The organism is Mycobacterium sp. HUMS_12744610, assembly GCF_041206865.1.
Classification (GTDB): Bacteria; Actinomycetota; Actinomycetes; order Mycobacteriales; family Mycobacteriaceae; genus Mycobacterium; species Mycobacterium servetii.
Map to the genome: position 1 here is coordinate 5,624,620 of NZ_JBGEDP010000001.1, position 20,364 is coordinate 5,644,983.

The window sequence follows — 20,364 nt, forward strand, 5'->3', positions numbered from 1 at the left end:
CTGACCTAGGACGGTGCTGTTTTAGTCGCTGACTTTCGGCGTGGCTGAGCGGGTTTCGCATGGATGGGCGGCGAGGATCAGATGCGTGGCTTTGGGACGGGAAAATCGGCAGGGCCGGTTCGATGACGTGATGCTGCTTGTCGGCGATCAGCTGCCGGCGGGCAGCATCTATCGGCTGCTGGCCGACCACGGCGGTGCACTGTTCGACGACGATTATTTCGCTGATGTGTTCAAGCGTTCGGCGTTGGGTCGGCCAACGGTGCCGGCGCGGGTGATGGCCGCGGTGATGCTGCTGCAGGCCTACGAGGGGCTTTCGGATCGGGAGGCCTGCGACCGGCTGGCCTTTGACCTGCGCTGGAAAGCGGCCGCCGGGTTGACCGTGGATGCGGAGGCGTTTCATCCCACGGTGCTGGTCGGGATGCGCAACCGGCTACGCGCATCGGATCGGCCACGGCGGTTGTTCGAGGACGTCAACACCACGGCGCGGGCGGCGGGGTTGTTGCGGGGACGGCGCCGGGTGCTCGATTCCACTCCGCTGTTGGATGCGGTGGCCACCCAGGACACGGTGATCCAGCTGCGGGCCGCGATCCGCAAACTACTGGCGGTGGCCGATCGGGCCGATCCGGAGGTGGCCGGTGCGGTGCGCACCGTGCTGACCCGCGACGATGACTACGCCAGCCTGGGAAAACCACCGTGTGACTGGGACGATCCCACGGCGCGTGAAGCCTTGGTCGATGCGCTGGTGCGCGACGCCAAGGCAGCACTGGAGGCCTGCGATGGCCGCCAGCTTGACGGGGCACTCGGTGAGGCGGTCGAGTTGCTGGCGCTGGTGGCCGGCCAGGACGTCGAGGCCGGCGACGACGGGGTGTTTCGCATCGCGAGGCGGGTGGCCCGGGATCGGCTGATCTCCACCGTTGATACCGAGGCCCGCCATGGGCATAAGTCGCGGGCGCGGACCTTCGATGGCTACAAGTCCCATTTGGGTATCGATCCCGATGACGAGCTGATCACCGCGGTGGCCGTCACCGCGGCCAACGCCGCCGACCGTGAGGTCATCGACGAGCTGCTGGGCAACCCGGTCACCGACACCACGAGTGCTGCACCCGATTCCGCCGCCACCGATGCCGCCACCGATGCCGATGCCGATGCCGATGCCGATGCCGATGCCGATGCCGATGCCGATGAAACGATCACCGATCACGGTGAGCATGTGCGAAACGAGTCGGAGCCCAATGTCTTTGAGGTGTATGGCGATTCGGCTTACGCTGATGGGGCCACCCTCGATGAGCAGACCCAACGTGGCCATGACATGCGCGCCAAAGTGCCCCCGGTGCGCAACGCCAACGGCTATTCCAAAGACCAGTTCGGTATCGACCTGACTGCGGGCACCGTCACCTGCCCGGCCGAGCACACTGTGGCCATCAGCACCGGGCGGCGTCAGCAGGTCGCTCGCTTCGGGGCATTGTGTGGGTCGTGTCCGCTGCGGGCGCAATGCACCAAAGCCCGCCGTGGACGGGTGATCACCATCCATGCCCATGAGGCCGCCCTACAGCTGGCCAAGGCCCGCCAACGCGACCCGGCCTGGCAGACCGATTACCGAACGTATCGGCCGGTTGTGGAACGCAAGATCAGTCACTTCACCCGGCGCCCCTGGGGTGGTCGCAAGGCTCGCTGCCGCGGACAACAACGCATCCTGACCGACATCCTCGCCCGAGCCGGCGCGATCAACCTCGCCCGATTGGCCAGCCTGGGCCTGCATTCAGCGGCCGGGGGCTGGGCCATCGCCTGATCGGGACCACCAGGCCACCAGGCCACCAGGCCACCAGGCCACCTACGATCCCATTAATATCAGCCAGCGCAAGCCCCTCCCAGCCGTCGAGACCCCGATACCGCGAAATCCCCGCCCTGCTGGAGGTCACTACATCAGCGCCGTCCTAGGGAGATTCGTTGACGAGCGCGACCGGCGCCACCGAACTCGCCGAACTGCGCGACCTCATCGGCGGCCTGCGACGCTGCGTGGGCTCCCTGAAGGCGCGATACGGCGACAGCCCGGCGCTGCGCCGCATCGTCATCGACGCCGACCGGATCCTGACCGACGTCGACCTGCTCGATACCGACGTGTCGGAACTGGACCTGGCGCGCGTGACGGTGCCGCAGCCCGGCGAAAAGATCGCCATCCCCGACACCCCGTACGACAGCGAGTTCTGGCGCGACGTCGACGACGAGGGTGTCGGGGGCCACAGTAGGTACTGACAACCGAAACCCCCTGCAAACCAGGGGGTGCTCGCTGTGTACCCTTCGACCAACAGCCCGTTCGAAGAGGAACACAGATGAGCGCACCCACGGCGAACCGTCCTGCGTCAGGTGTCTTTTCACCCACGCGCGCCCGCATCCCGCAACGGACCCTACGCACCGACCGCTGGTGGATGTCGCCGTTGCGCATCGACCTGGGCTTCGCCGCCTTCGTCATCTACGCGACGGTGCGGGCGTTCCTCCAGAACAACTATTTCGTCCCGAAGTATCACTACCTGACGCCGTTCTACTCACCGTGCGTCAGCACCGGGTGCGCGAAGGAAGCCAGCGAATTCTGGCCGCAGGTCCTGCCGGACGTGTGGTGGCTGCCCTACGCGGCGCTGACACTGCCGTTCCTGCTGCTGTTCCGGCTGACCTGCTACTACTACCGCGGCGCCTACTACCGCACGGTGTGGCAGTCGCCCAGCGCCTGCGCGGTGGCCGAGCCACGCGTCCACTACACCGGCGAGACCAGGCTGCCGCTGATCATCCAGAACAGCCACCGGTACTTCTTCTACGTCGCCGCGATCATCTCGGTGATCAACAGCTACGACGCGATCGTCGCGTTCCACTCCGAGGACGGGCCAGGCGGGTTCGGATTCGGGCTGGGGAACCTGATCCTGGTCGGCAACGTGATCATGTTGTGGGTCTACACACTGTCCTGCCACTCGTGCCGGCACGTGACCGGCGGGCGGCTCAAGCACTTCTCCAAGCACCCTGTCCGGTACTGGATCTGGACCCAGGTCAGCAGGCTCAACACGCGGCACAAGCTGTACGCCTGGGTGACGCTGGGCACCCTGATGCTCACCGACTTCTACATCGCGCTGGTGGCCAGCGGCACTATCCCTGACCCGAGATTTGTTGGCTGAAAAGCCATTTCAGGAAAACCAGAAAAGGCTGAGTGAGGTTCCATGGTTGAGGTCGAACGGCACTCCTACGACGTCATCGTCATCGGTGCCGGCGGCTCCGGGTTGCGGGCGGTCATCGAAGCACGCGAGCGCGGCCTGAAGGTCGCGGTGGTGTGCAAGTCCCTGTTCGGCAAGGCCCACACGGTGATGGCCGAGGGCGGCTGCGCGGCCTCGATGGGCAACGCCAACCCGAAGGACAACTGGAAGACCCACTTCGGCGACACCATGCGCGGTGGGAAGTTCCTCAACAACTGGCGCATGGCCGAGCTGCACGCCAAGGAGGCCCCGGACCGCGTCTGGGAGCTGGAGACCTACGGCGCGCTGTTCGACCGTACCCCGGACGGCAAGATCAGCCAGCGCAACTTCGGCGGGCACACCTACCCGCGGCTGGCGCACGTCGGCGACCGCACCGGCCTGGAGCTGATCCGCACGCTGCAGCAGAAGATCGTCTCGCTGCAGCAGGAGGACTACGCCGAGCTCGGCGACTACGAGGCGAGAATCAAGGTCTTCGCCGAATGCACGATCACCGAGCTGCTCAAGGACGGCGACCGGATCGCCGGCGCGTTCGGCTACTGGCGCGAGAGCGGCCGCTTCATCGTGTTCGAGGCCCCCGCGATCGTCATGGCCACCGGCGGCATCGGCAAGTCGTTCAAGGTGACCTCCAACTCCTGGGAGTACACCGGCGACGGGCACGCCCTCGCGCTGCGCGCCGGCGCGTCGCTGATCAACATGGAGTTCGTCCAGTTCCACCCGACGGGCATGGTGTGGCCGCCGAGCGTCAAGGGGATCCTGGTCACCGAGGGCGTGCGCGGCGACGGCGGGGTGCTGAAGAACTCCGACGGCAAGCGCTTCATGTTCGACTACATCCCCCCGGTCTTCAAGGGCCAGTACGCCGAGAGCGAGCAGGAGGCGGACCAATGGCTCAAGGACAACGACTCCGCCCGTCGCACCCCCGACCTGCTGCCCCGCGACGAGGTGGCGCGCGCCATCAACTCCGAGGTCAAGGCCGGCCGCGGTAGCCCGCACGGCGGGGTCTACCTGGACATCGCGTCCCGCCTGACCCCCGAGCAGATCAAGCGGCGGCTGCCGTCGATGTATCACCAGTTCATGGAGCTGGCCGGCGTGGACATCACCAAGGAGCCGATGGAGGTCGGACCAACCTGCCACTACGTGATGGGCGGGATCGAGGTCGACGCGGACACCGGTGCGGCCACGGTCGCGGGCCTGTTCGCCGCCGGGGAGTGCTCGGGCGGCATGCACGGCTCCAACCGGCTGGGCGGCAACTCGCTGTCGGACCTGCTCGTCTTCGGCCGGCGGGCGGGCCTGGGCGCGGCCGACTACGTGCGCGCGCTGAGCAGCCGGCCGACGATCGCCCCGGAGGCGCTCGACGCGGCCGCCAAGCGGGCGGTGGCCCCGTTCGAGGGCCCCGCCGACAAGGCCGCGGCGGAGAACCCCTACACCCTGCAGCACGAGCTGCAGCAGTCGATGAACGACCTGGTCGGCATCATCCGCAACGCGGACGAGATCAGCGAGGCCCTGGACCGTCTCGACAAGCTGCGGGCCCGGTTCAAGAACATCCACGTCGAGGGTGAACGCCGGTACAACCCCGGCTGGAACCTGGCCATCGACCTGCGCAACATGCTGCTGGTCAGCGAATGCGTCGCCAAGGCCGCGCTGGAGCGCACCGAGAGCCGCGGCGGGCACACCCGCGACGACCACCCGTCGATGGACTCGTCGTGGCGCAAGGTGTTGCTGGTCTGCCGCGCGGCAACGGACGGCGACGACGTGATCCCCGGCACCACGGTCACCCGTGAGGATCAGGTGCCGATGCGTGCCGACCTGCTGGAGCTCTTCGAGCTCTCCGAGCTGGAGAAATACTTCACCGACGACGAACTGGCCGAGCATCCGGGACGGAGAGGCAAATGAGCTACGACGCGACCCTGCGGGTGTGGCGTGGGGACGAGGCCGGCGGCGCGCTGCAGGACTTCACAGTCGAGGTCAACGAGGGCGAGGTGGTGCTCGACGTCATCCACCGCCTGCAGCAGACCCAGACACCCGACCTCGCGGTGCGCTGGAACTGCAAGGCCGGCAAGTGCGGCTCCTGCTCCGCCGAGATCAACGGCAAGCCGCGGCTGATGTGCATGACCCGGATGTCCACGTTCGCCGAGGACGAGGTGGTCACCGTGACGCCGCTGCGGACCTTCCCCGTCCTGCGCGACCTGGTGACCGACGTGTCGTTCAACTACGAGAAGGCCCGCGAGATACCGTCTTTCGCGCCGCCGAAGGATCTGCGGCCCGGCGAGTACCGGATGGCCCAAGCCGACGTGGCGCGCTCCCAGGAATTCCGGAAGTGCATCGAGTGCTTCCTGTGCCAGAACGTCTGCCACGTGATCCGCGACCACGAGGAGAACAAGAAGGCGTTCGCCGGACCGCGCTTCCTGATGCGCATCGCCGAGCTCGAGATGCATCCACTGGACACCCGGGACCGGCGCAACGACGCGCAGGAAGAGCACGGCCTGGGCTACTGCAACATCACCAAGTGCTGCACCGAGGTGTGCCCGGAGAACATCAAGATCACCGACAACGCGCTGATCCCGATGAAGGAGCGCGTCGCCGACCGCAAGTACGACCCGATCGTCTGGCTGGGTAACAAGCTGTTCCGCCGCTGAGGCTTTGGCTTTAGGCGCCCAGGCGCCGGAAGCCGCTGCGGTGGAACACGATGGGCGCCACCTCGGCGTCCACGGTCACCTCGTTGACGCGCAGCACCACGATGGTGTGGTCACCGGCCGGGACCAGTTGCTCGACCGCGCTCTCCAGCCACAGGCCGGTGCCCTTGATGAACACCGCGCCGGAATCGTTGGACACCGTTTCCAGGCCGGCGAACCTGTCGCCGGTCTTGGCGGCCAGGGTGCGCGCGGCCTCGTCGTGGGCCTCGCCCAGCACGCTGATGCCCAACATCGGCACGCTCTGCAGTTTGGGCCAGGTGGTCGAGGTGTTCTGCACACAGAACGAGACCAGCGGCGGTTCCAGCGAAACCGGCACGAAGGTGCTGGCCGCCAAGCCCACCCGGGTGCCGTCGACCTGGGCGGCGATGGCGACCACTCCGCACGGGAAATGGCCGAACGCCTCGCGCAGCGAGGTGGGGGTCAGCTTGTTGTTCGAGTTCATCGGCCTTCGCTCGGGATCGACGGACGACTTCACGCCCGACCCTACTAGAGCCGCCGGCCGGCCGACGGGCGACGGGACGGGTCCCCCGACAGTCGGGAACACCGCGCAGCCCAACCGGTTGGTTGATTAGATTGTGAAATTTAGCTCACACCGACTTGCGTGGAGCTGTCCGGCGGAGATATTTTAGCTGAGTTACTGGTGGGTAACTTAGACCTAGTACCCAACCACTGTGTGGCAGTCTCAACGAGGAGGACCGTAGTGAGCCACTACAAGAGCAACGTTCGCGACCAGGTGTTCAACCTGTTCGACGTGCTGGGCGTTGACAAGGCTTTAGGGGCGGGCGAGTACGGCGACCTGGACGCCGAGACCGCCCGCGAGATGTTGACGGAGATGAGCCGGTTGGCCGAGGGGCCCGTCGCCGAGTCGTTCGCCGACGGAGACCGCAACCCGCCGGTGTTCGACCCGAAGACCCATGCCGTGTCGCTGCCGGAATCCTTCAAGCAGTCCGTCCGGGCCCTCCTGGAAGCGGGGTGGGACAAGGCCGGCATCGACGAGGCGCTGGGCGGCATGCCGATGCCCAAGGCGCTGGTGTGGGCGCTGCACGAGCACATCCTCGGCGCGAACCCGGCGGTGTGGATGTATGCCGGCGGTGCCGGATTCGCCAACATCATCTACCACCTCGGTACCGAGGAGCAGAAGAAGTGGGCGGTGCTGTGCGCGGAGCGCGGGTGGGGCGCGACCATGGTGCTCACCGAGCCGGACGCCGGTTCGGACGTGGGCGCCGGCCGCACCAAGGCCGTTCGGCAGGACGACGGGTCCTGGCACATCGAGGGCGTGAAGCGATTCATCACCTCCGCCGACTCCGACGACCTGTTCGAGAACATCGTCCACCTGGTGCTGGCCCGCCCCGAGGGCGCCGGTCCCGGCACCAAGGGACTGTCCCTGTTCATGGTGCCCAAGTTCCTGTTCGACTTCGAGACCGGCGAACCGGGTGAGCGCAACGGCGTGTTCGTGACCAACGTCGAGCACAAGATGGGCCTGAAGGTATCGGCGACCTGTGAGTTGTCGTTCGGCCAGCACGACGTGCCCGCCAAGGGCTGGCTGGTCGGCGAGGTGCACAACGGTATCGCGCAGATGTTCGAGGTCATCGAGATGGCCCGGATGATGGTCGGCACCAAGGCCATCGCGACCCTGTCGACCGGCTACCTCAACGCGCTGGAATACGCCAAGTCGCGGGTGCAGGGCGCCGACATGACCCAGATGACCGACAAGACCGCGCCGCGAGTGACCATCACGCACCACCCGGACGTGCGCCGGTCGCTGATGACCCAGAAGGCCTACGCCGAGGGGCTGCGGGCGCTGTACCTGTTCACCGCGACCTATCAGGATGCCGCGGTCGCCCGAGCGCTGCACGGGGTCGACGCCGACCTTGCCGTCAAGGTCAACGATTTGATGCTTCCGGTGGTCAAGGGCGTGGGCTCCGAGCAGGCGTACGCGAAGCTGACCGAGAGCCTGCAGACCCTGGGCGGGTCCGGCTTCCTGCAGGACTACCCGATCGAGCAGTACATCCGGGACTCCAAGATCGACTCGCTCTACGAAGGCACGACCGCCATCCAGGCGCAGGACTTCTTCTTCCGCAAGATCGTCCGCGACAAGGGCGTGGCGCTGGCCCACGTGTCGGGCCAGATCCGGGAGTTCGTGGACAGCGAGTCAGGCAACGGGCGGCTGAAGTCCGAGCGCGAGCTGTTGGCCAGGGCGCTGGCCGACGTCGAGGCGATGGCCGGCGCGCTGACCGGCTACCTGATGGCCGCCCAGGAGGACGTCACGAGCCTGTACAAGGTCGGACTGGGGTCGGTGCGCTTCCTGATGAGCGTCGGCGACCTGGTCATCGGCTGGTTGTTGCAGCGTCAGGCCGCGGTGGCCGTGGCCGCGCTCGACGCGGGCGCCACCGGCGAGGACCGCTCGTTCTACGAGGGCAAGGTCGCGGTCGCGTCCTTCTTCGCAAAGAACTTCCTGCCGATGCTGACCGCCACCCGCGAGGTGATCGAGACGCTGGACAACGACATCATGGAGCTCGACGAAGCCGCCTTCTGACGGGCACCGAGACGCGAAAAGACCGCCGCTGGATCCCCTCTTTCCAGCGGCGGTCCATTTCGCGCGCCCGTCACGCCCGACGGGCGGCAGATTAAGGGATGCCCCGTATTGCCGTCGGGGTCGGGGGGTCAGACCACAACACGGGGCTTCCGGACTTTTGGGTTACCCGGCGTCGGGGCGACTAACCGGGTGTGACCCATGTCATTTCCGTTGGGCCGGGTGCCATCAGGACTCCAGGATCGCCGCGACGCCCTGACCACCGGCGGCACAGATCGAGATCAGCGCCCGGACGGTGCCACTGCCTTTTCGCTCCGCCTTCTTCTCAGCGACCTGCTTGGCCGCCTGGGCGAGAATCCGGCCGCCGGTGGCCGCGAAGGGGTGGCCGGCGGCCAGCGACGAACCGTTGACGTTCAGCTTGGACCGGTCGATCGAACCCAGCGCGGCGTCGAGGCCCAGCCGTTCCTTGCAGTAGTCCTCGGATTCCCACGCCTGCAGGTGCGCCAGCACCACCGACGCGAATGCCTCGTGGATCTCGTAGAAATCGAAGTCCTGCAGGCTCAGACCGTTTCTCGCCAGCAGCCGCGGCACCGCGTAGGTCGGCGCCATGAGCAGGCCGTCACGTCCGTTGACGTAGTCCACCGCGGCGGTCTCCGCGTCCACCAAGTAGGCCAGCGGCGCCCGGGAATGGCTGCTCGCCCAGTCCTCGGAGGCCAGCAGGGCCACGGACGCCCCGTCGGTCAGCGGTGTCGAGTTGCCGGCCGTCATCGTCGCGTCACCGGCCTTGACCCCGAAGACCGGCTTCAGCCTGGCCAGCTTCTCCGCGCTGGAGTCCGGACGCAGGTTGTCGTCGCGGTAGAGCCCCAAAAACGGCGTGACCAGGTCGTCGAAGAAGCCCCGGTCGTAGGCGGCGGCCATGTTGCGATGACTGGCGGCGGCCAACTCGTCCTGGTCGACGCGTGTGATGCCCATCTGCTTGGCGGTGACGGCCGCGTGCTCACCCATCGACATCCCGGTGCGCGGCTCCTTGTTGGCCGGAATCTCGACGCCGAGGGTGGCTGGCAGCTTGCCGACCAGCTTGAGCCGCTCGACGTGCGACGCGGCCCGGCGCAGCCGCAGCAGGGTGCGGCGCAGGTCGTCGCCAAACCCGATCGGCGGGTCGGAGGTGGTATCCACCCCGCCGGCGGCGGCCACCTCGTAGCGGCCCGACGCGATCCCGTCGGCCGCGGCGATGGCCGCCTGCAGGCCGGTTCCGCAGGCCTGCTGGATGTCGAACGCGGGCGTGTACGACGACAGCTCGGAACCCAGCACGCTCTCCCGCGTCAGGTTGAAGTCGCGGCTGTGTTTGAGGACCGCGCCGCCGACCACCACGCCCAGCCGCTCGCCGGCCAGGCCGAACCGGTCCACCAAGCCGTCCAGGGCCGCGGTGAACATGTCCTGGTTGGACGCCTCGGCGTAGGCGCCGTCCGAGCGGGCGAAGGGGATCCGGTTGCCACCCAGCACGGCGACGCGTCGCCTGGTCTGAGCGCTCGTCCGGGCAGCCTGGTTGTTTGCCTCTGCAGGGGCCACGATCATCTCCGGTATGTCGGTGTGGGTCGTCGGGGGCCATACTACCGGCTGTTCTTACTCTGAAGTAAGTTCAGCATCGATACCGTTGGCCCTATAGGAATCGAAACTACCGACCCCCGAGGAAATGGAAGGCAGTGCAGTGGCTCCCAAGCTTTCGTCCGATCTGTTATCACAGGTGGTCAACTCCGGCCCCGGGTCGTTCCTGGCAAAACAGCTCGGGCTCCCCCAGCCCGAGACGCTGCGCCGGTACTCACCCGGCGACCCGCCCCTGGCCGGATCGCTGCTGATCGGCGGGGAAGGCCGGGTGGTCGAGCCGATGCGCGCGGCACTGGCCGAGGACTACGAGGTGGTCGGCAACAACATCGGCGGCCGCTGGGCCGACAAGTTCGGCGGCCTCGTCTTCGACGCCACCGGCATCACGGCGCCGGACGGGCTTCGCGGACTGTACGAGTTCTTCACCCCGGTGCTGCGCAACCTCGGGCACTCGTCGCGCGTCGTGGTCGTCGGCACCACGCCCAACGCGGCCGCCGGCACCGACGAACAGATCGCGCAGCGCGCCCTGGAGGGCTTCACCCGCTCGCTGGGCAAGGAGTTGCGCCACGGCGCCACCGCGGCGCTGGTGTACCTGTCGCCGCACGCCAAGCCGGCCGCGACGGGCCTGGAATCGACCCTGCGCTTCATCCTGTCGGGCAAGTCGGCGTACGTGGACGGCCAGGTGTTCTACATCGGGGAGGCCGACTCCACCGCGCCGGGCGACTGGGACCGCCCGCTGGATGGCAAGGTCGCCATCGTGACCGGCGCCGCCCGCGGCATCGGCGCGACCATCGCCGAGGTGTTCGCCCGCGACGGCGCGCGCGTCGTCGCGGTCGACGTGGAGTCGGCCGCCGAGTCTCTGGCCGAGGTCGCGAGCCGGGTGGGGGGCACCGCGCTGGCGCTCGACGTCACCGCCGAGGACGCCGTCGACAGGATCACCCAGCACCTGCGCGACCACTACGGCGGCCACGCCGACGTCCTGGTCAACAACGCCGGCATCACCCGCGACAAGCTGCTGGCCAACATGGACGACGCCCGCTGGGACGCCGTGCTGGCGGTCAACCTGCTCGCCCCGCTGCGGCTCACCGAGGGGCTGGTCGGCAACGGCAGCATTGGCGCGGGCGGCCGGGTGATCGGCCTGTCCTCGATGGCAGGCATCGCGGGCAACCGCGGGCAGACCAACTACGCCACCACCAAGGCCGGGATGATCGGCCTGACCCAGGCCCTGGCACCGGGACTCTACGAGAAGGGCATCACGATCAACGCCGTCGCACCCGGCTTCATCGAGACCAAGATGACCGAGGCCATCCCGCTGATGACCCGCGAGGTGGGCCGGCGGATGAACTCGCTGCTGCAGGGCGGCCAGCCGGTCGACGTCGCCGAGACCATCGCCTACTTCGCCAACCCGGCCTCCAACGCGGTGACCGGCAACGTCATCCGCGTCTGCGGCCAGGCCATGCTGGGCGCGTGACCACAACTCCCGGGAGAACACGATGAATCAGCCGAGCGGCATGCTGAACATGCTGCGCGCAGCGGCCGGGGCCCTCCCGCTGGTGGCCCGTTCGGACCAGCTGCCGACCCGCACGGTCACGGTCGAGGAGGTGCCCATCGACCACGCCAACGTCGCCGCCTACGCGTCGCTCACCGGCCTGCGCTACGGCAACCACGTGCCGCTGACCTACCCGTTCGCGTTGACCTTCCCCGCGGTGATGTCGCTGGTGACCGGTTTCGACTTTCCGTTCGCGGCGATGGGAGCGGTGCACACCGAGAACCACATCACCGCCTACCGGCCGATCGCGGTGACCGACACGGTCGGGGTGCGGGTGCGCGCGGAGAACCTGCGCGAACACCGCAAAGGCCTGCTGGTCGACCTGGTGACCGACGTCAGCGTCGGCAACGACGACGCGTGGCACCAGGTGACGACGTTTCTGCACCAGCAGCGCACGAGCCTGTCGGACGAACCGAAGCCGCCGCCGCAGAAGCCGCCGAAGCTGCCGCCGCCCAGCGCGCTGCTGCGGGTGACACCGGGACAGATCCGCCGCTACGCCGCCGTCGCCGGCGATCACAACCCGATCCACACCAACCCGATCGCCGCCAGGCTGTTCGGTTTCCCCACGGTCATCGCGCACGGGATGTTCAGTGCCGCGGCGGTATTGGCGAACATCGAGGCACGGCTGCCCGATGCGGTGCGGTATTCGGTGCGGTTCGGCAAGCCGCTGGTACTGCCGGCCACCGCGGGCCTTTACGTCCGGGAATGCGACACCGGCGCCGCGGGCTGGGACCTGGAGCTGCGCAACGTCGCCAAGAACTACCCGTACCTGACGGGGACCGTCCGCGCGCTGTAACTGCTTTCAGCGGGTGCGCGGGTATGGCGTCGGCGGGGGCGTATCGCGAACCGACGCGACAACTTTGAGCAGGTGCGCGCCGACCGCGGTGACCAGGAAGATCTGAAACAGCCACAGCGGGGGCTCGGCGAGTTCCCAGACGAAGACCGCAGCCCACAGCGGCGACCCCTGGGTGACGGCGAGCACCCCCGCGGCGCCGGCCAGCGAGACCGTCGGCAAATGCAGATGGGTCCCGAGTGCCCAGTCGATGACAAGCGCCATCAGCGACCCGGCCGCCGCACCGGTGGCCAGCGACGGCGTCAGCATGCCGCCGGCACCGCCGGCGCGCAGGAACAGCGCGGTCAGCAGCGGTTTGAGGACGAGGAGCAACGCGGCCCCCGACAGCGTCATACCGCTGGCCAGGCTGACGGTCAGGATGCTGCGCCCGTTGCCGGGCAGCTCGGGCCACCAGTGCGACAAGACGCCCATCACCAGCCCGGCGGCCGCGAGCGCAGGAACCAGCACCCACGTCCGCAGCTGGCGCGCCGGGCGGGCGGCCGCCATCAGCCGGTCGAACGCCAGTCCCACCGCAAGCGCCACTGGGGCCAGCAGCAGCGCATGCCCGGTCAGCACCGGTGCCAGCCCCAGGTTGGGCCAGTTCAGCACGGGGCGGTCCTTGGTGATGAGCGAACCGACCGCGACGGCGAGGCTGGAGGTGATCAAAGCCGTCCCCAGCGCCCGCAACCGCCAGGTCTTCAGGACGATGCGCACCGAGAACAGCGCGCCGGCCAGCGGAACGGCGTAGACCGCGCCGAGCCCGGCCCCGGCCGCGCACGCCAGCAGGATCTGCCGGTCGCTTGCGGGTAGCCTCCTGAGCCAACCGAGGGCCACGTCGCCGAGGGCGGCCGCGAACTGGCGCGGAGCCCCCTCCCGGCCGAGGGAGGCACCGGAACCGACCAGCACGACTTGCAGCAGGGCGTCGACGCTCCACGTCAGGCGCGGTACCCGCTCCCCGCGGGCTACGGTCTGCGCGAGCTCTGGCACCTTCGTCCTTCGCCGCAGGAGCCACCAGCCGACCGCCGCCACCACAGCGCCGATCATGGGCCCCAGCGCACGGCGCACCGGGCTGCTGCCGGTGATCCCGGCCAGCAGCGTCCCGAAGGTGTAGTGGTAGGTCAGGTGCTCGACGAAGCGCAGCACCGCCGACGTCGTCAATCCGGCGACCCCGGCCAGCAGGCCGACGGCGATCACCGCGCAGAAGAAGTCCAGGTTGCGGCGTACGAAGGTAGGGGTCACTCCGACAAGGTGCCCGGACCGCCGACGTCGTGCAGCGCCGTCGCAGGCTCGCGATCCTCCGGGGCGCCACGCAGACCGTGCCAGAACAGGTCGATCATCAGCTCGGCCGCCTCGTCGACGTCGATGTCGCCGGTGGAGAGCCGGGTGGCCATCGCCTCACCGGCGCCCACCAGCGCCACGGCCATCATCTGGTGTTCGGTCTCCGACCGCGGGGTGCGGCTGCCGGCGCGCACCAGGCCCGCCACCATCTCGATGATCTGCTCGCGCCCGTCGCGCACCATGTGGGCGAACGCCTGCGAGCTGCTGGCCTGCGTGTACATCACGATCCACGACGCCCGGTTGGTGTCGATGTAGCGCAGGAACGACCCGATGGTGTTGCGCATCAGGTCCCTGGGGCTCTGCGTGAAGTCGATGTCGGCGCGCACCGCGTCGATGAACCTGCTCAACTCGCGGTTCAGGCACGCCCCGAACAGGTCTTCCTTGGAGCCGTAGTACAGGTAGAGCATCGGCTTGGAGATCCGCGCCTCGGCCGCGATGACGTCCATCGAGGTCTCGTGGTAGCCGTTGACCGAGAACATCTGCACCGCGGCATCGAGCATCTGCTGCTCGCGCACGGCACGCGGCAGCCGCTTGGTACCACCTGCCATGCACCAAGAGTAACGACTTCGCGGAGTATCAGCGCCCGCACGCCCGGCTGCGGCCCTTCATCGCCGCCACGCGCACCACCGACTCGTTGACTGCCGGCATCGCCAGTTCGCCGGCGGCGACCGCCTTGTCGAGCCGGTCGAGCACCGCGGGAACCTCCGCCGTGGTGACCCACAGCGCGACGTCGGTGCCCGCCTGCAGGCTGCGCAGTACCGCCTCGGCGACGCCGTAGCGATCGGAGATCGCGGCCATGCTCGACAGGTCGTCGCTGAACACCGGGCCGTTGAACGCCGGGCCGCCATAGCCGGTGCCGTCGCGCAGCAACTGCACCGCAGGCCTGCTGAGGCTGGCCGGGACGCCGTCGGTCAGCCCGGGAACCTGCAGGTGTCCCATCATCACCGCGACCGGGGCCGCCTTCACCAACGTCCGGTAGGGCACCAGGTCGGCGGTTTGCAGCTCGCTCAGCGGCGGCGTCACCACCCCACCCGAATGCGAGTCGCCGGAGCCGTGCCCGTGCCCGGGGAAATGCTTGAGCACCGGCAGCAACCCGGCGTCGCGCAGGCCCTGCGCGTACGCGCCGGCGTAGTCGGTGACCGTCTTCGGGTCGCTGCCGAACGAGCGGTCGCCGATCACGGAATCGTCGGGGGCGTCGGTGACGTCGACCACCGGGGCGAAGTCGACGGTGATGCCGAGTTCGCGCATCTTCTTGCCACGCTCGGCAGCCAGGTCGTGTACCTGCGCGACGGTCTGCGTCCGGGCCAGCACCCGGGGTGAGGGGGACGACCCGATCAGCGACCTCAAGCGGGACACCCGGCCGCCCTCCTCGTCGACGCTGACCGCCAGCGGCAGCGGACCCGCGTGCGCGGCGATGTCGGCCAGGGGCCCCCGGAAGATCGACAGGTCCGTCCAGCTGCCGATGAAGATGCCGCCGACGTGGTATCCGTCGACGACTTCCCGGGCGTCGTCGGCGTTCTTCACCCCCACCATCAACAGCTGCGCCAGCTTGTCGCGGGTCGACAGCTGGGCCGTGGGGTCGCCGCAGGCCGGCGCGGGAGCGGGCTTGGCCGCCGCGCCCGAGGAGGCGGCGGGGGGCCGTGCGGCGTGCTGGCCGCAGCCCGCCACCAGCGCGCCCGCCATTACCGATGCTGCGGCCAGCGCGGCCAGGGTGCGCGGAAAAGGCATCGGCACATGGTGTCACGGCCCCGTCCGGGGCTCCGGTCTCGGGGCGCGCCGCGTGACGTTTGACGCCCGATCCCCGGGGCATTCCACGGGGGATTCACAGGGACGAAACCCAAGGAGCCACCAATGACCAGGCTGCTGCTGGCCGCCGCGGCCAGCATGGTGGCGGGTCTCTCGATCGGCGCCGTCACGACCGTCGGCGTCACGCTCGCCGTGGCGGACCACGACATGGCGCCCGCGCAGGCGCCGCCCGCCCCGGCCCGCCCCGCCGTCGTGCAGTACGGCGACCGGTGTGGTCACGGGCAGGATTGCCCGCGGCCGTGAGGCGACCCGTCTGCTAGGTTGGCGCTAGGTCTGCACGTCCCGAGGAGCCCCCGATGAACAGGATCGTCGCGCCCGCCGCCGCCAGCGTGGTGGTGGGTCTGTTGCTGGGTGCGGCAGCGACTTTCGGGGTGACGTTGATGGTGCAGCAGGACACGAAGCCGCCACTTCCCGGGGGCGATCCGCAGTCGTCAGTGCTCAACCGGGTCGAGTACGGCAACCGTAGCTGACCCGGCGCGGACGCGGGCCGGTGCGCCGGTCCCGCCCCCGCCGGCCGCCCCGCTGTCCCGGCTGTGGCTGCTCTTGGCCGCCGCATTCGCGCTGGCGTTGACGTTCGCCCAGTCCCCCGGCCGGATCTCCCCCGACACCAAACTCGACCTGACCGCCAACCCCCTGCGGTTTCTGGGCCGCGCGACCAGCCTGTGGAACAGCGACCTACCGTTCGGCCAGGCGCAGAACCAGGCCTACGGCTACCTGTTCCCGCACGGCACCTTCTTCCTGGCCGGCCACCTGCTGGGGATACCCGGCTGGGCGACTCAGCGCCTGTGGTGGGCGCTGCTGCTCGCCGCGGGTTTCTGGGGGGTTCTGCGGGTCGCCGAGGCGCTGGGCGTCGGCAGCCCGGCATCCCGGGTGATCGCCGCGGCCGCGTTCGCGCTGTCGCCGCGGGTACTGACCACGCTCGGGTCGATCTCGTCGGAAACGCTGCCGATGATGCTGGCGCCCTGGGTGCTGCTGCCGACGATCCTGGCACTGCGGGGTCGCTCCGGCAGGTCCGTGCGGGCGCTGGCCGGGCAGGCCGGGCTGGCGGTCGCGTTGATGGGTGCGGTCAACGCCATCGCGACGCTGGCCGGCTGCCTGCCCGCGGTGATCTGGTGGGCCTGCCACCGGCCGAACCGGCTGTGGTGGCGCTACACCGGGTGGTGGGCGCTCTCGGTGACGCTGGCGGTGCTGTGGTGGGTGGTGGCGCTGGCCCAGCTGCACGCCATCAGTCCCCCCTTCCTGGACTTCATCGAATCCTCGGGCGTGACCACCCAGTGGTCGTCGCTGACCGAGATCCTGCGCGGCACCGACAGCTGGACCCCGTTCGTCGCGCCGAGCGCCACCGCGGGCGCGCCGCTGGTGACCGGGTCGGCGGCCATCCTGGGCACCTGCCTGGTCGCGGCGGCCGGGCTGGCCGGGCTGGCCGGTTTCGACAACGGCGGGGGCATGCCCGCGCGGGGCCGGCTGGTGACGATGCTGCTGGTCGGTGTGCTGCTGATGGCCGCGGGCTACAGCGGGGGGCTGGGATCGCCCCTGGCGCATCAGGTGCAGGCGTTCCTGGACGCCGGCGGCGCGCCGCTGCGCAACGTGCACAAGCTGGAATCGGTCGTGCGGATCCCGGTGGCGCTGGGCATCGCCCAGTTGCTGGGCCGGGTGCCCCTTCCCGGTTTCAGCCCGGCGCGGGTGTGGCTGCGGGCGTTCGCCCACCCGGAACGCGACAGGCGGGTCGCGGTCGCGATCGTGGTGTTCACGGCGCTGCTGGTCAGCACGTCGCTGGCCTGGACCGGCCGGCTGACCCCGCCCGGCGCGTTCACCGCGATACCGCGCTACTGGCAGGACGCCGCCGCGTGGCTCGACGAGCACAACACCGGGACGCCGCGGCCCGGGCGCGTGCTCGTGGTGCCCGGGGCGCCGTTTGCCACCCAGGTGTGGGGCACCAGCCACGACGAGCCGTTGCAGGTGCTCGGCGACAGCCCGTGGGGGGTGCGCGACTCCATCCCGCTGACGCCGCCGCAAACCATCCGGGCGCTGGATTCGGTGCAACGCCTGTTCGCCGCCGGGCGTCCGTCGGCCGGACTCGCCGACACCCTTGCGCGCCAGGGCATTTCGTATCTGGTGCTGCGCAACGACCTGGATCCCGACACCTCGCGCTCGGCGCGCCCCATCCTGGTGCACCGCGCCGTCGAGGGGTCGCCGCGCCTGGCGAAGGTGGCGCAGTTCGGCGCGCCGGTGGGCCCCGGCTCCGTGGCGGGCTTCGTCGCCGACAGCGGACTGCGGCCGCGCTATCCCGCGGTCGAGATCTACCGGGTGGAGGTGGCCGGCGACCCCGGCGCGCCCTACTTCGCCGACACCGACGGGCTGGGCCGCGTCGACGGCGGGCCCGAGGTGCTGCTGCGCCTCGACGAGCGCCGGCGGCTGCGGGGACAGCCCGCACTGGGCCCGGTGCTGATGACCGCGGACGCCCGGCGCGCCGGCCTGCCGACACCGCTCGTGACCGTCACCGACACCCCGGTGGCCCGCGAAACCGACTACGGCCGGGTGGACCAGCACTCCTCGGCCGTAAGGGCGGCCGGCGACACCCGGCACACCTTCAACCGGGTGCCCGACTACCCGGCGCCCGGCGCCGAAGTGGTGTACGGCGCCTGGACCGGCGGCCGCGTCACCGTGTCCAGTTCCTCGTCGGACGCCACGGCGATGCCCGACGTCGCCCCGGCCACCTCCCCCGCCGCCGCGGTCGACGGCGACCCGGCGACCGCCTGGGTGTCCAACGGATTGCAGGCCGCCGTCGGGCAGTGGTTCCAGGTCGACTTCGACCATCCGCTGACCAACGCGGTCATCACCGTGACGCCCAGCCCGACCGCCGTCGGCGCCCAGGTGCGCCGCATCCTGGTCGAAACCGCCACCGGCAGCACCACGTTGCGATTCGACAAGGCCGGCGAGCCGCTCACCGCCGCACTGCCCTACGGCGAGACCCCGTGGGTGCGGATCACCGCGGCCGGCACCGACAACGGGTCCTCCGGCGTGCAGTTCGGCATCACCGAGCTGTCGATCACCCAGTACGACGCGTCGGGCTTCGCCCATCCCGTCGACCTGCGCCACACCGCTCTGGTTCCGGCGCCGCCGCCGGGCGCGGCCGTCGCGGGCTGGGACCTGGGCCCGGAACTGCTCGGCCGGCCGGGATGCGCCCCGGCGCCGGACAGCGTGCGCTGCGCGGCGTCGATGGCGCTGGTGGCCGAGGAGCCGGTCACCGTCAGCCGCACCCTGGCCGTGCCGAAGCCGACGTCGGTGACCCCGACGGTGTGGGTGCGGCCCCGGCAGGGACCCAAGCTGGCCGATCTGATCGCCGAGCCGAATACCACTCGGGCACAGGGCGATGCCGACACGGTGGACGTCCTGGGCTCCGCGTACGCGGCCACCGACGGCGACCCGGCCACCGCGTGGACGGCGCCGCAGCGGCTGGTGCAGCACAAAGTCCCGCCGACGCTGACCCTCACCCTGCCGCGGCCCACCGAGGTGACCGGGCTGCGCGTGGTGCCCAGCGGCGCGGCGCTACCGGCGCGCCCGACGCTGGTGGCCGTCAACCTGGGCGACGGCCCCCAGGTCCGAGAGGTGAAAGCCGACGGGGCCCAGACGGTTTCGCTGCACCCACGCGTCACCGGCACCGTCACCGTCAGCCTGCTGCACTGGCAGGACGTCATCGACCGCAACGCGCTGGGATTCGACCAGCTCAAACCCCCGGGGCTGGCCGAGATCACGGTCCTCGGCGCCGACGGCAGGCCGATCGCGCCCGCCGACGCCGCCCGCAACCGGTCGCGGGAGGTCGCCGTCGACTGCGACCACGGCCCCGTCATCGCGGTCGCCGGCCGATTCGTGCACACCTCGATCCGGACCACCGCGGGCGCACTGCTGGCCGGTGACCCCGTACCCGCGCTGCCCTGCGAACGCGACCCGATCGCGCTGCCGGCCGGCCGGCAGGAGCTGCTGATCAGCCCGGGCGCCGCGTTCGTGGTGGACGGGGCCCAGCTGGCGGCTGCCGGGACGACCGAGCTGCCCGTCGGTTCCGGCGCCGCCACGCCCGCGGCGACCGGAGCGTGGAGCTCCGATCACCGCGAGGTGCGCGCGCCGGCGTCGCCGCGGCCCCGGGTGCTGGTCGTTCCCGAGAGCGTCAACCCCGGCTGGGTGGCGCGCACCGCCGCCGGGGTCCGGCTGACGCCGGTGGCCGTCAACGGATGGCAGCAGGGCTGGGTGGTGCCCGCGGGCGATCCCGGCACCATCACGCTGACGTTCGCCTCGAACGCGCAGTATCGGGCCGGCCTCGTGCTGGGGCTGGCGCTGCTGCCGTTGCTGGCCCTGCTCGCCTGGTGGCGACGCCGTCGCTGCGACGGCGACCCGCCGCCGGCACCGTGGGCGCCCGGTGTGTGGGCGGCGGTCGCGGTGCTGGCGGCCGCCGCGGTGATAGCCGGCGCCGCGGGGGTGGTCGTGGCCGGTGCCGCGTTCGCGCTGCGGTATGCGCTGCGGCACCGCAACGCCGACGCGGTCATGGTTGCTCTGAGCGCGGGCGGGCTGATCCTGGCCGGGGCGGTGCTGTCCCGGCATCCGTGGCGGTCCGTCGACTTCTACGCCGGGCATTCGGCGACTGTGCAACTGCCGGCGCTGATCTCGCTCGCCGCGGTCGCGGCTTCCGCGGTCGTGCTGCCCGGGCGGGCGCGCCGGGCCCGCGACGAGCGCACCGAATAGCCCGGCTCGGGTCTTGGCTGCCGGTTTACCGGCTGCTTCAC

16 protein-coding genes are annotated in these 20,364 nt (G+C 70.0%); 11 read left to right on the forward strand and 5 right to left on the reverse strand.

Translation table 11 applies throughout. The features are described from left to right. The first annotated feature begins 85 nt into the window (after nucleotides 1–85). The 5 genes from AB8998_RS27370 (at nucleotide 86) to AB8998_RS27390 (ending at nucleotide 5,869) form a co-directional block, all read left to right on the forward strand. Nucleotides 86–1,789 carry a transposase gene (locus AB8998_RS27370; protein WP_369741046.1) on the forward strand — a complete coding sequence of 568 codons (1,704 nt, stop codon included), beginning with the start codon at nucleotides 86–88 and terminating at the stop codon, nucleotides 1,787–1,789. Between the two features lie 158 nt (nucleotides 1,790–1,947). After that, nucleotides 1,948–2,253 (forward strand): hypothetical protein, encoded by a 306-nt coding sequence (locus AB8998_RS27375; RefSeq protein ID WP_369741047.1) that lies wholly within the window; start codon nucleotides 1,948–1,950, stop codon nucleotides 2,251–2,253. A 77-nt stretch (nucleotides 2,254–2,330) separates the two neighbouring features. Then, entirely contained in the window at nucleotides 2,331–3,161 is an 831-nt protein-coding gene (locus AB8998_RS27380; RefSeq protein ID WP_369741048.1) for a hypothetical protein, read from the forward strand. A gap of 42 nt (nucleotides 3,162–3,203) precedes the next feature. Continuing rightward, complete coding sequence (locus tag AB8998_RS27385; RefSeq protein WP_369741049.1) at nucleotides 3,204–5,126, forward strand: fumarate reductase/succinate dehydrogenase flavoprotein subunit; 1,923 nt, start codon at nucleotides 3,204–3,206, stop codon at nucleotides 5,124–5,126. Further along, a complete protein-coding gene (locus AB8998_RS27390) occupies nucleotides 5,123–5,869 on the forward strand; it encodes a succinate dehydrogenase/fumarate reductase iron-sulfur subunit (protein ID WP_369741050.1) in 747 nt (248 codons plus the stop codon). Before AB8998_RS27385 ends, AB8998_RS27390 begins: the two co-directional genes overlap by 4 nt. Nucleotides 5,870–5,879: 10 nt before the next feature. Here AB8998_RS27390 and AB8998_RS27395 read toward each other — a convergent pair whose 3' ends face one another. Next, on the reverse strand, nucleotides 5,880–6,368 hold the full coding sequence (locus AB8998_RS27395) for a flavin reductase family protein (RefSeq protein ID WP_369741051.1): 489 nt from the start codon (nucleotides 6,366–6,368) through the stop codon (nucleotides 5,880–5,882). A 258-nt stretch (nucleotides 6,369–6,626) separates the two neighbouring features. On the opposite strand from AB8998_RS27395, the gene AB8998_RS27400 reads away from it, so the two are divergent. After that, on the forward strand, nucleotides 6,627–8,462 hold the full coding sequence (locus tag AB8998_RS27400; RefSeq protein WP_369741052.1) for an acyl-CoA dehydrogenase: 1,836 nt from the start codon (nucleotides 6,627–6,629) through the stop codon (nucleotides 8,460–8,462). Nucleotides 8,463–8,687: 225 nt separating this feature from the next. Here AB8998_RS27400 and AB8998_RS27405 read toward each other — a convergent pair whose 3' ends face one another. After that, nucleotides 8,688–10,034: an acetyl-CoA C-acetyltransferase gene (locus tag AB8998_RS27405; protein WP_369741053.1), complete on the reverse strand. Its 1,347-nt coding sequence runs from the start codon at nucleotides 10,032–10,034 to the stop codon at nucleotides 8,688–8,690. Between the two features lie 133 nt (nucleotides 10,035–10,167). On the opposite strand from AB8998_RS27405, the gene AB8998_RS27410 reads away from it, so the two are divergent. Beyond that, a complete protein-coding gene (locus AB8998_RS27410) occupies nucleotides 10,168–11,532 on the forward strand; it encodes a 3-oxoacyl-ACP reductase (RefSeq protein ID WP_369741054.1) in 1,365 nt (454 codons plus the stop codon). Nucleotides 11,533–11,554: 22 nt separating this feature from the next. Next, nucleotides 11,555–12,406 carry a MaoC/PaaZ C-terminal domain-containing protein gene (locus AB8998_RS27415; protein WP_369741055.1) on the forward strand — a complete coding sequence of 284 codons (852 nt, stop codon included), beginning with the start codon at nucleotides 11,555–11,557 and terminating at the stop codon, nucleotides 12,404–12,406. Nucleotides 12,407–12,412: 6 nt separating this feature from the next. Here the strand turns inward: AB8998_RS27415 and AB8998_RS27420 are convergent, their stop codons facing one another. The 3 genes from AB8998_RS27420 to AB8998_RS27430 are packed head-to-tail and all read right to left on the reverse strand — an operon-like array spanning nucleotide 12,413 to nucleotide 15,508. Next, nucleotides 12,413–13,681 carry a chloride channel protein gene (locus AB8998_RS27420; protein ID WP_369741056.1) on the reverse strand — a complete coding sequence of 423 codons (1,269 nt, stop codon included), beginning with the start codon at nucleotides 13,679–13,681 and terminating at the stop codon, nucleotides 12,413–12,415. Further along, nucleotides 13,678–14,328: a TetR/AcrR family transcriptional regulator gene (locus tag AB8998_RS27425; protein WP_369741057.1), complete on the reverse strand. Its 651-nt coding sequence runs from the start codon at nucleotides 14,326–14,328 to the stop codon at nucleotides 13,678–13,680. The genes AB8998_RS27420 and AB8998_RS27425 overlap by 4 nt, the downstream gene beginning before the upstream one ends. Nucleotides 14,329–14,356: 28 nt before the next feature. Further along, complete coding sequence (locus tag AB8998_RS27430) at nucleotides 14,357–15,508, reverse strand: glycoside hydrolase family 3 N-terminal domain-containing protein (RefSeq protein WP_369741058.1); 1,152 nt, start codon at nucleotides 15,506–15,508, stop codon at nucleotides 14,357–14,359. Between the two features lie 123 nt (nucleotides 15,509–15,631). Here AB8998_RS27430 and AB8998_RS27435 point away from each other — a divergent pair, with 123 nt between their 5' ends. From AB8998_RS27435 to AB8998_RS27445, 3 genes are read left to right on the forward strand one after another with little or no spacing between them, the layout of a single operon-like run. Then, a complete protein-coding gene (locus tag AB8998_RS27435; RefSeq protein WP_369741059.1) occupies nucleotides 15,632–15,829 on the forward strand; it encodes a DUF2613 domain-containing protein in 198 nt (65 codons plus the stop codon). Between the two features lie 53 nt (nucleotides 15,830–15,882). Beyond that, the gene (locus AB8998_RS27440) at nucleotides 15,883–16,056 is read left to right on the forward strand and encodes a DUF2613 domain-containing protein (protein ID WP_144950317.1); all 174 of its coding nucleotides are present in this window, start codon (nucleotides 15,883–15,885) and stop codon (nucleotides 16,054–16,056) included. Nucleotides 16,057–16,108: 52 nt separating this feature from the next. After that, complete coding sequence (locus tag AB8998_RS27445) at nucleotides 16,109–20,323, forward strand: alpha-(1->3)-arabinofuranosyltransferase domain-containing protein (protein ID WP_369741794.1); 4,215 nt, start codon at nucleotides 16,109–16,111, stop codon at nucleotides 20,321–20,323. The last annotated feature ends 41 nt before the right edge of the window (nucleotides 20,324–20,364 follow it).

Excerpts from the sequence above, each read along its gene's own strand:
- AB8998_RS27380 (WP_369741048.1), top strand. The coding sequence starts at position 2,331 with ATGAGCGCACCCACGGCGAACCGTCCTGCGTCAGGTGTCTTTTCACCC.
- AB8998_RS27385 (WP_369741049.1), top strand. The coding sequence starts at position 3,204 with ATGGTTGAGGTCGAACGGCACTCCTACGACGTCATCGTCATCGGTGCC.
- AB8998_RS27390 (WP_369741050.1), top strand. The coding sequence starts at position 5,123 with ATGAGCTACGACGCGACCCTGCGGGTGTGGCGTGGGGACGAGGCCGGC.
- AB8998_RS27395 (WP_369741051.1), bottom strand. The coding sequence starts at position 6,368 with ATGAACTCGAACAACAAGCTGACCCCCACCTCGCTGCGCGAGGCGTTC.
- AB8998_RS27405 (WP_369741053.1), bottom strand. The coding sequence starts at position 10,034 with ATGATCGTGGCCCCTGCAGAGGCAAACAACCAGGCTGCCCGGACGAGC.
- AB8998_RS27415 (WP_369741055.1), top strand. The coding sequence starts at position 11,555 with ATGAATCAGCCGAGCGGCATGCTGAACATGCTGCGCGCAGCGGCCGGG.
- AB8998_RS27425 (WP_369741057.1), bottom strand. The coding sequence starts at position 14,328 with ATGGCAGGTGGTACCAAGCGGCTGCCGCGTGCCGTGCGCGAGCAGCAG.
- AB8998_RS27430 (WP_369741058.1), bottom strand. The coding sequence starts at position 15,508 with ATGCCTTTTCCGCGCACCCTGGCCGCGCTGGCCGCAGCATCGGTAATG.
- AB8998_RS27435 (WP_369741059.1), top strand. The coding sequence starts at position 15,632 with ATGACCAGGCTGCTGCTGGCCGCCGCGGCCAGCATGGTGGCGGGTCTC.
- AB8998_RS27440 (WP_144950317.1), top strand. The coding sequence starts at position 15,883 with ATGAACAGGATCGTCGCGCCCGCCGCCGCCAGCGTGGTGGTGGGTCTG.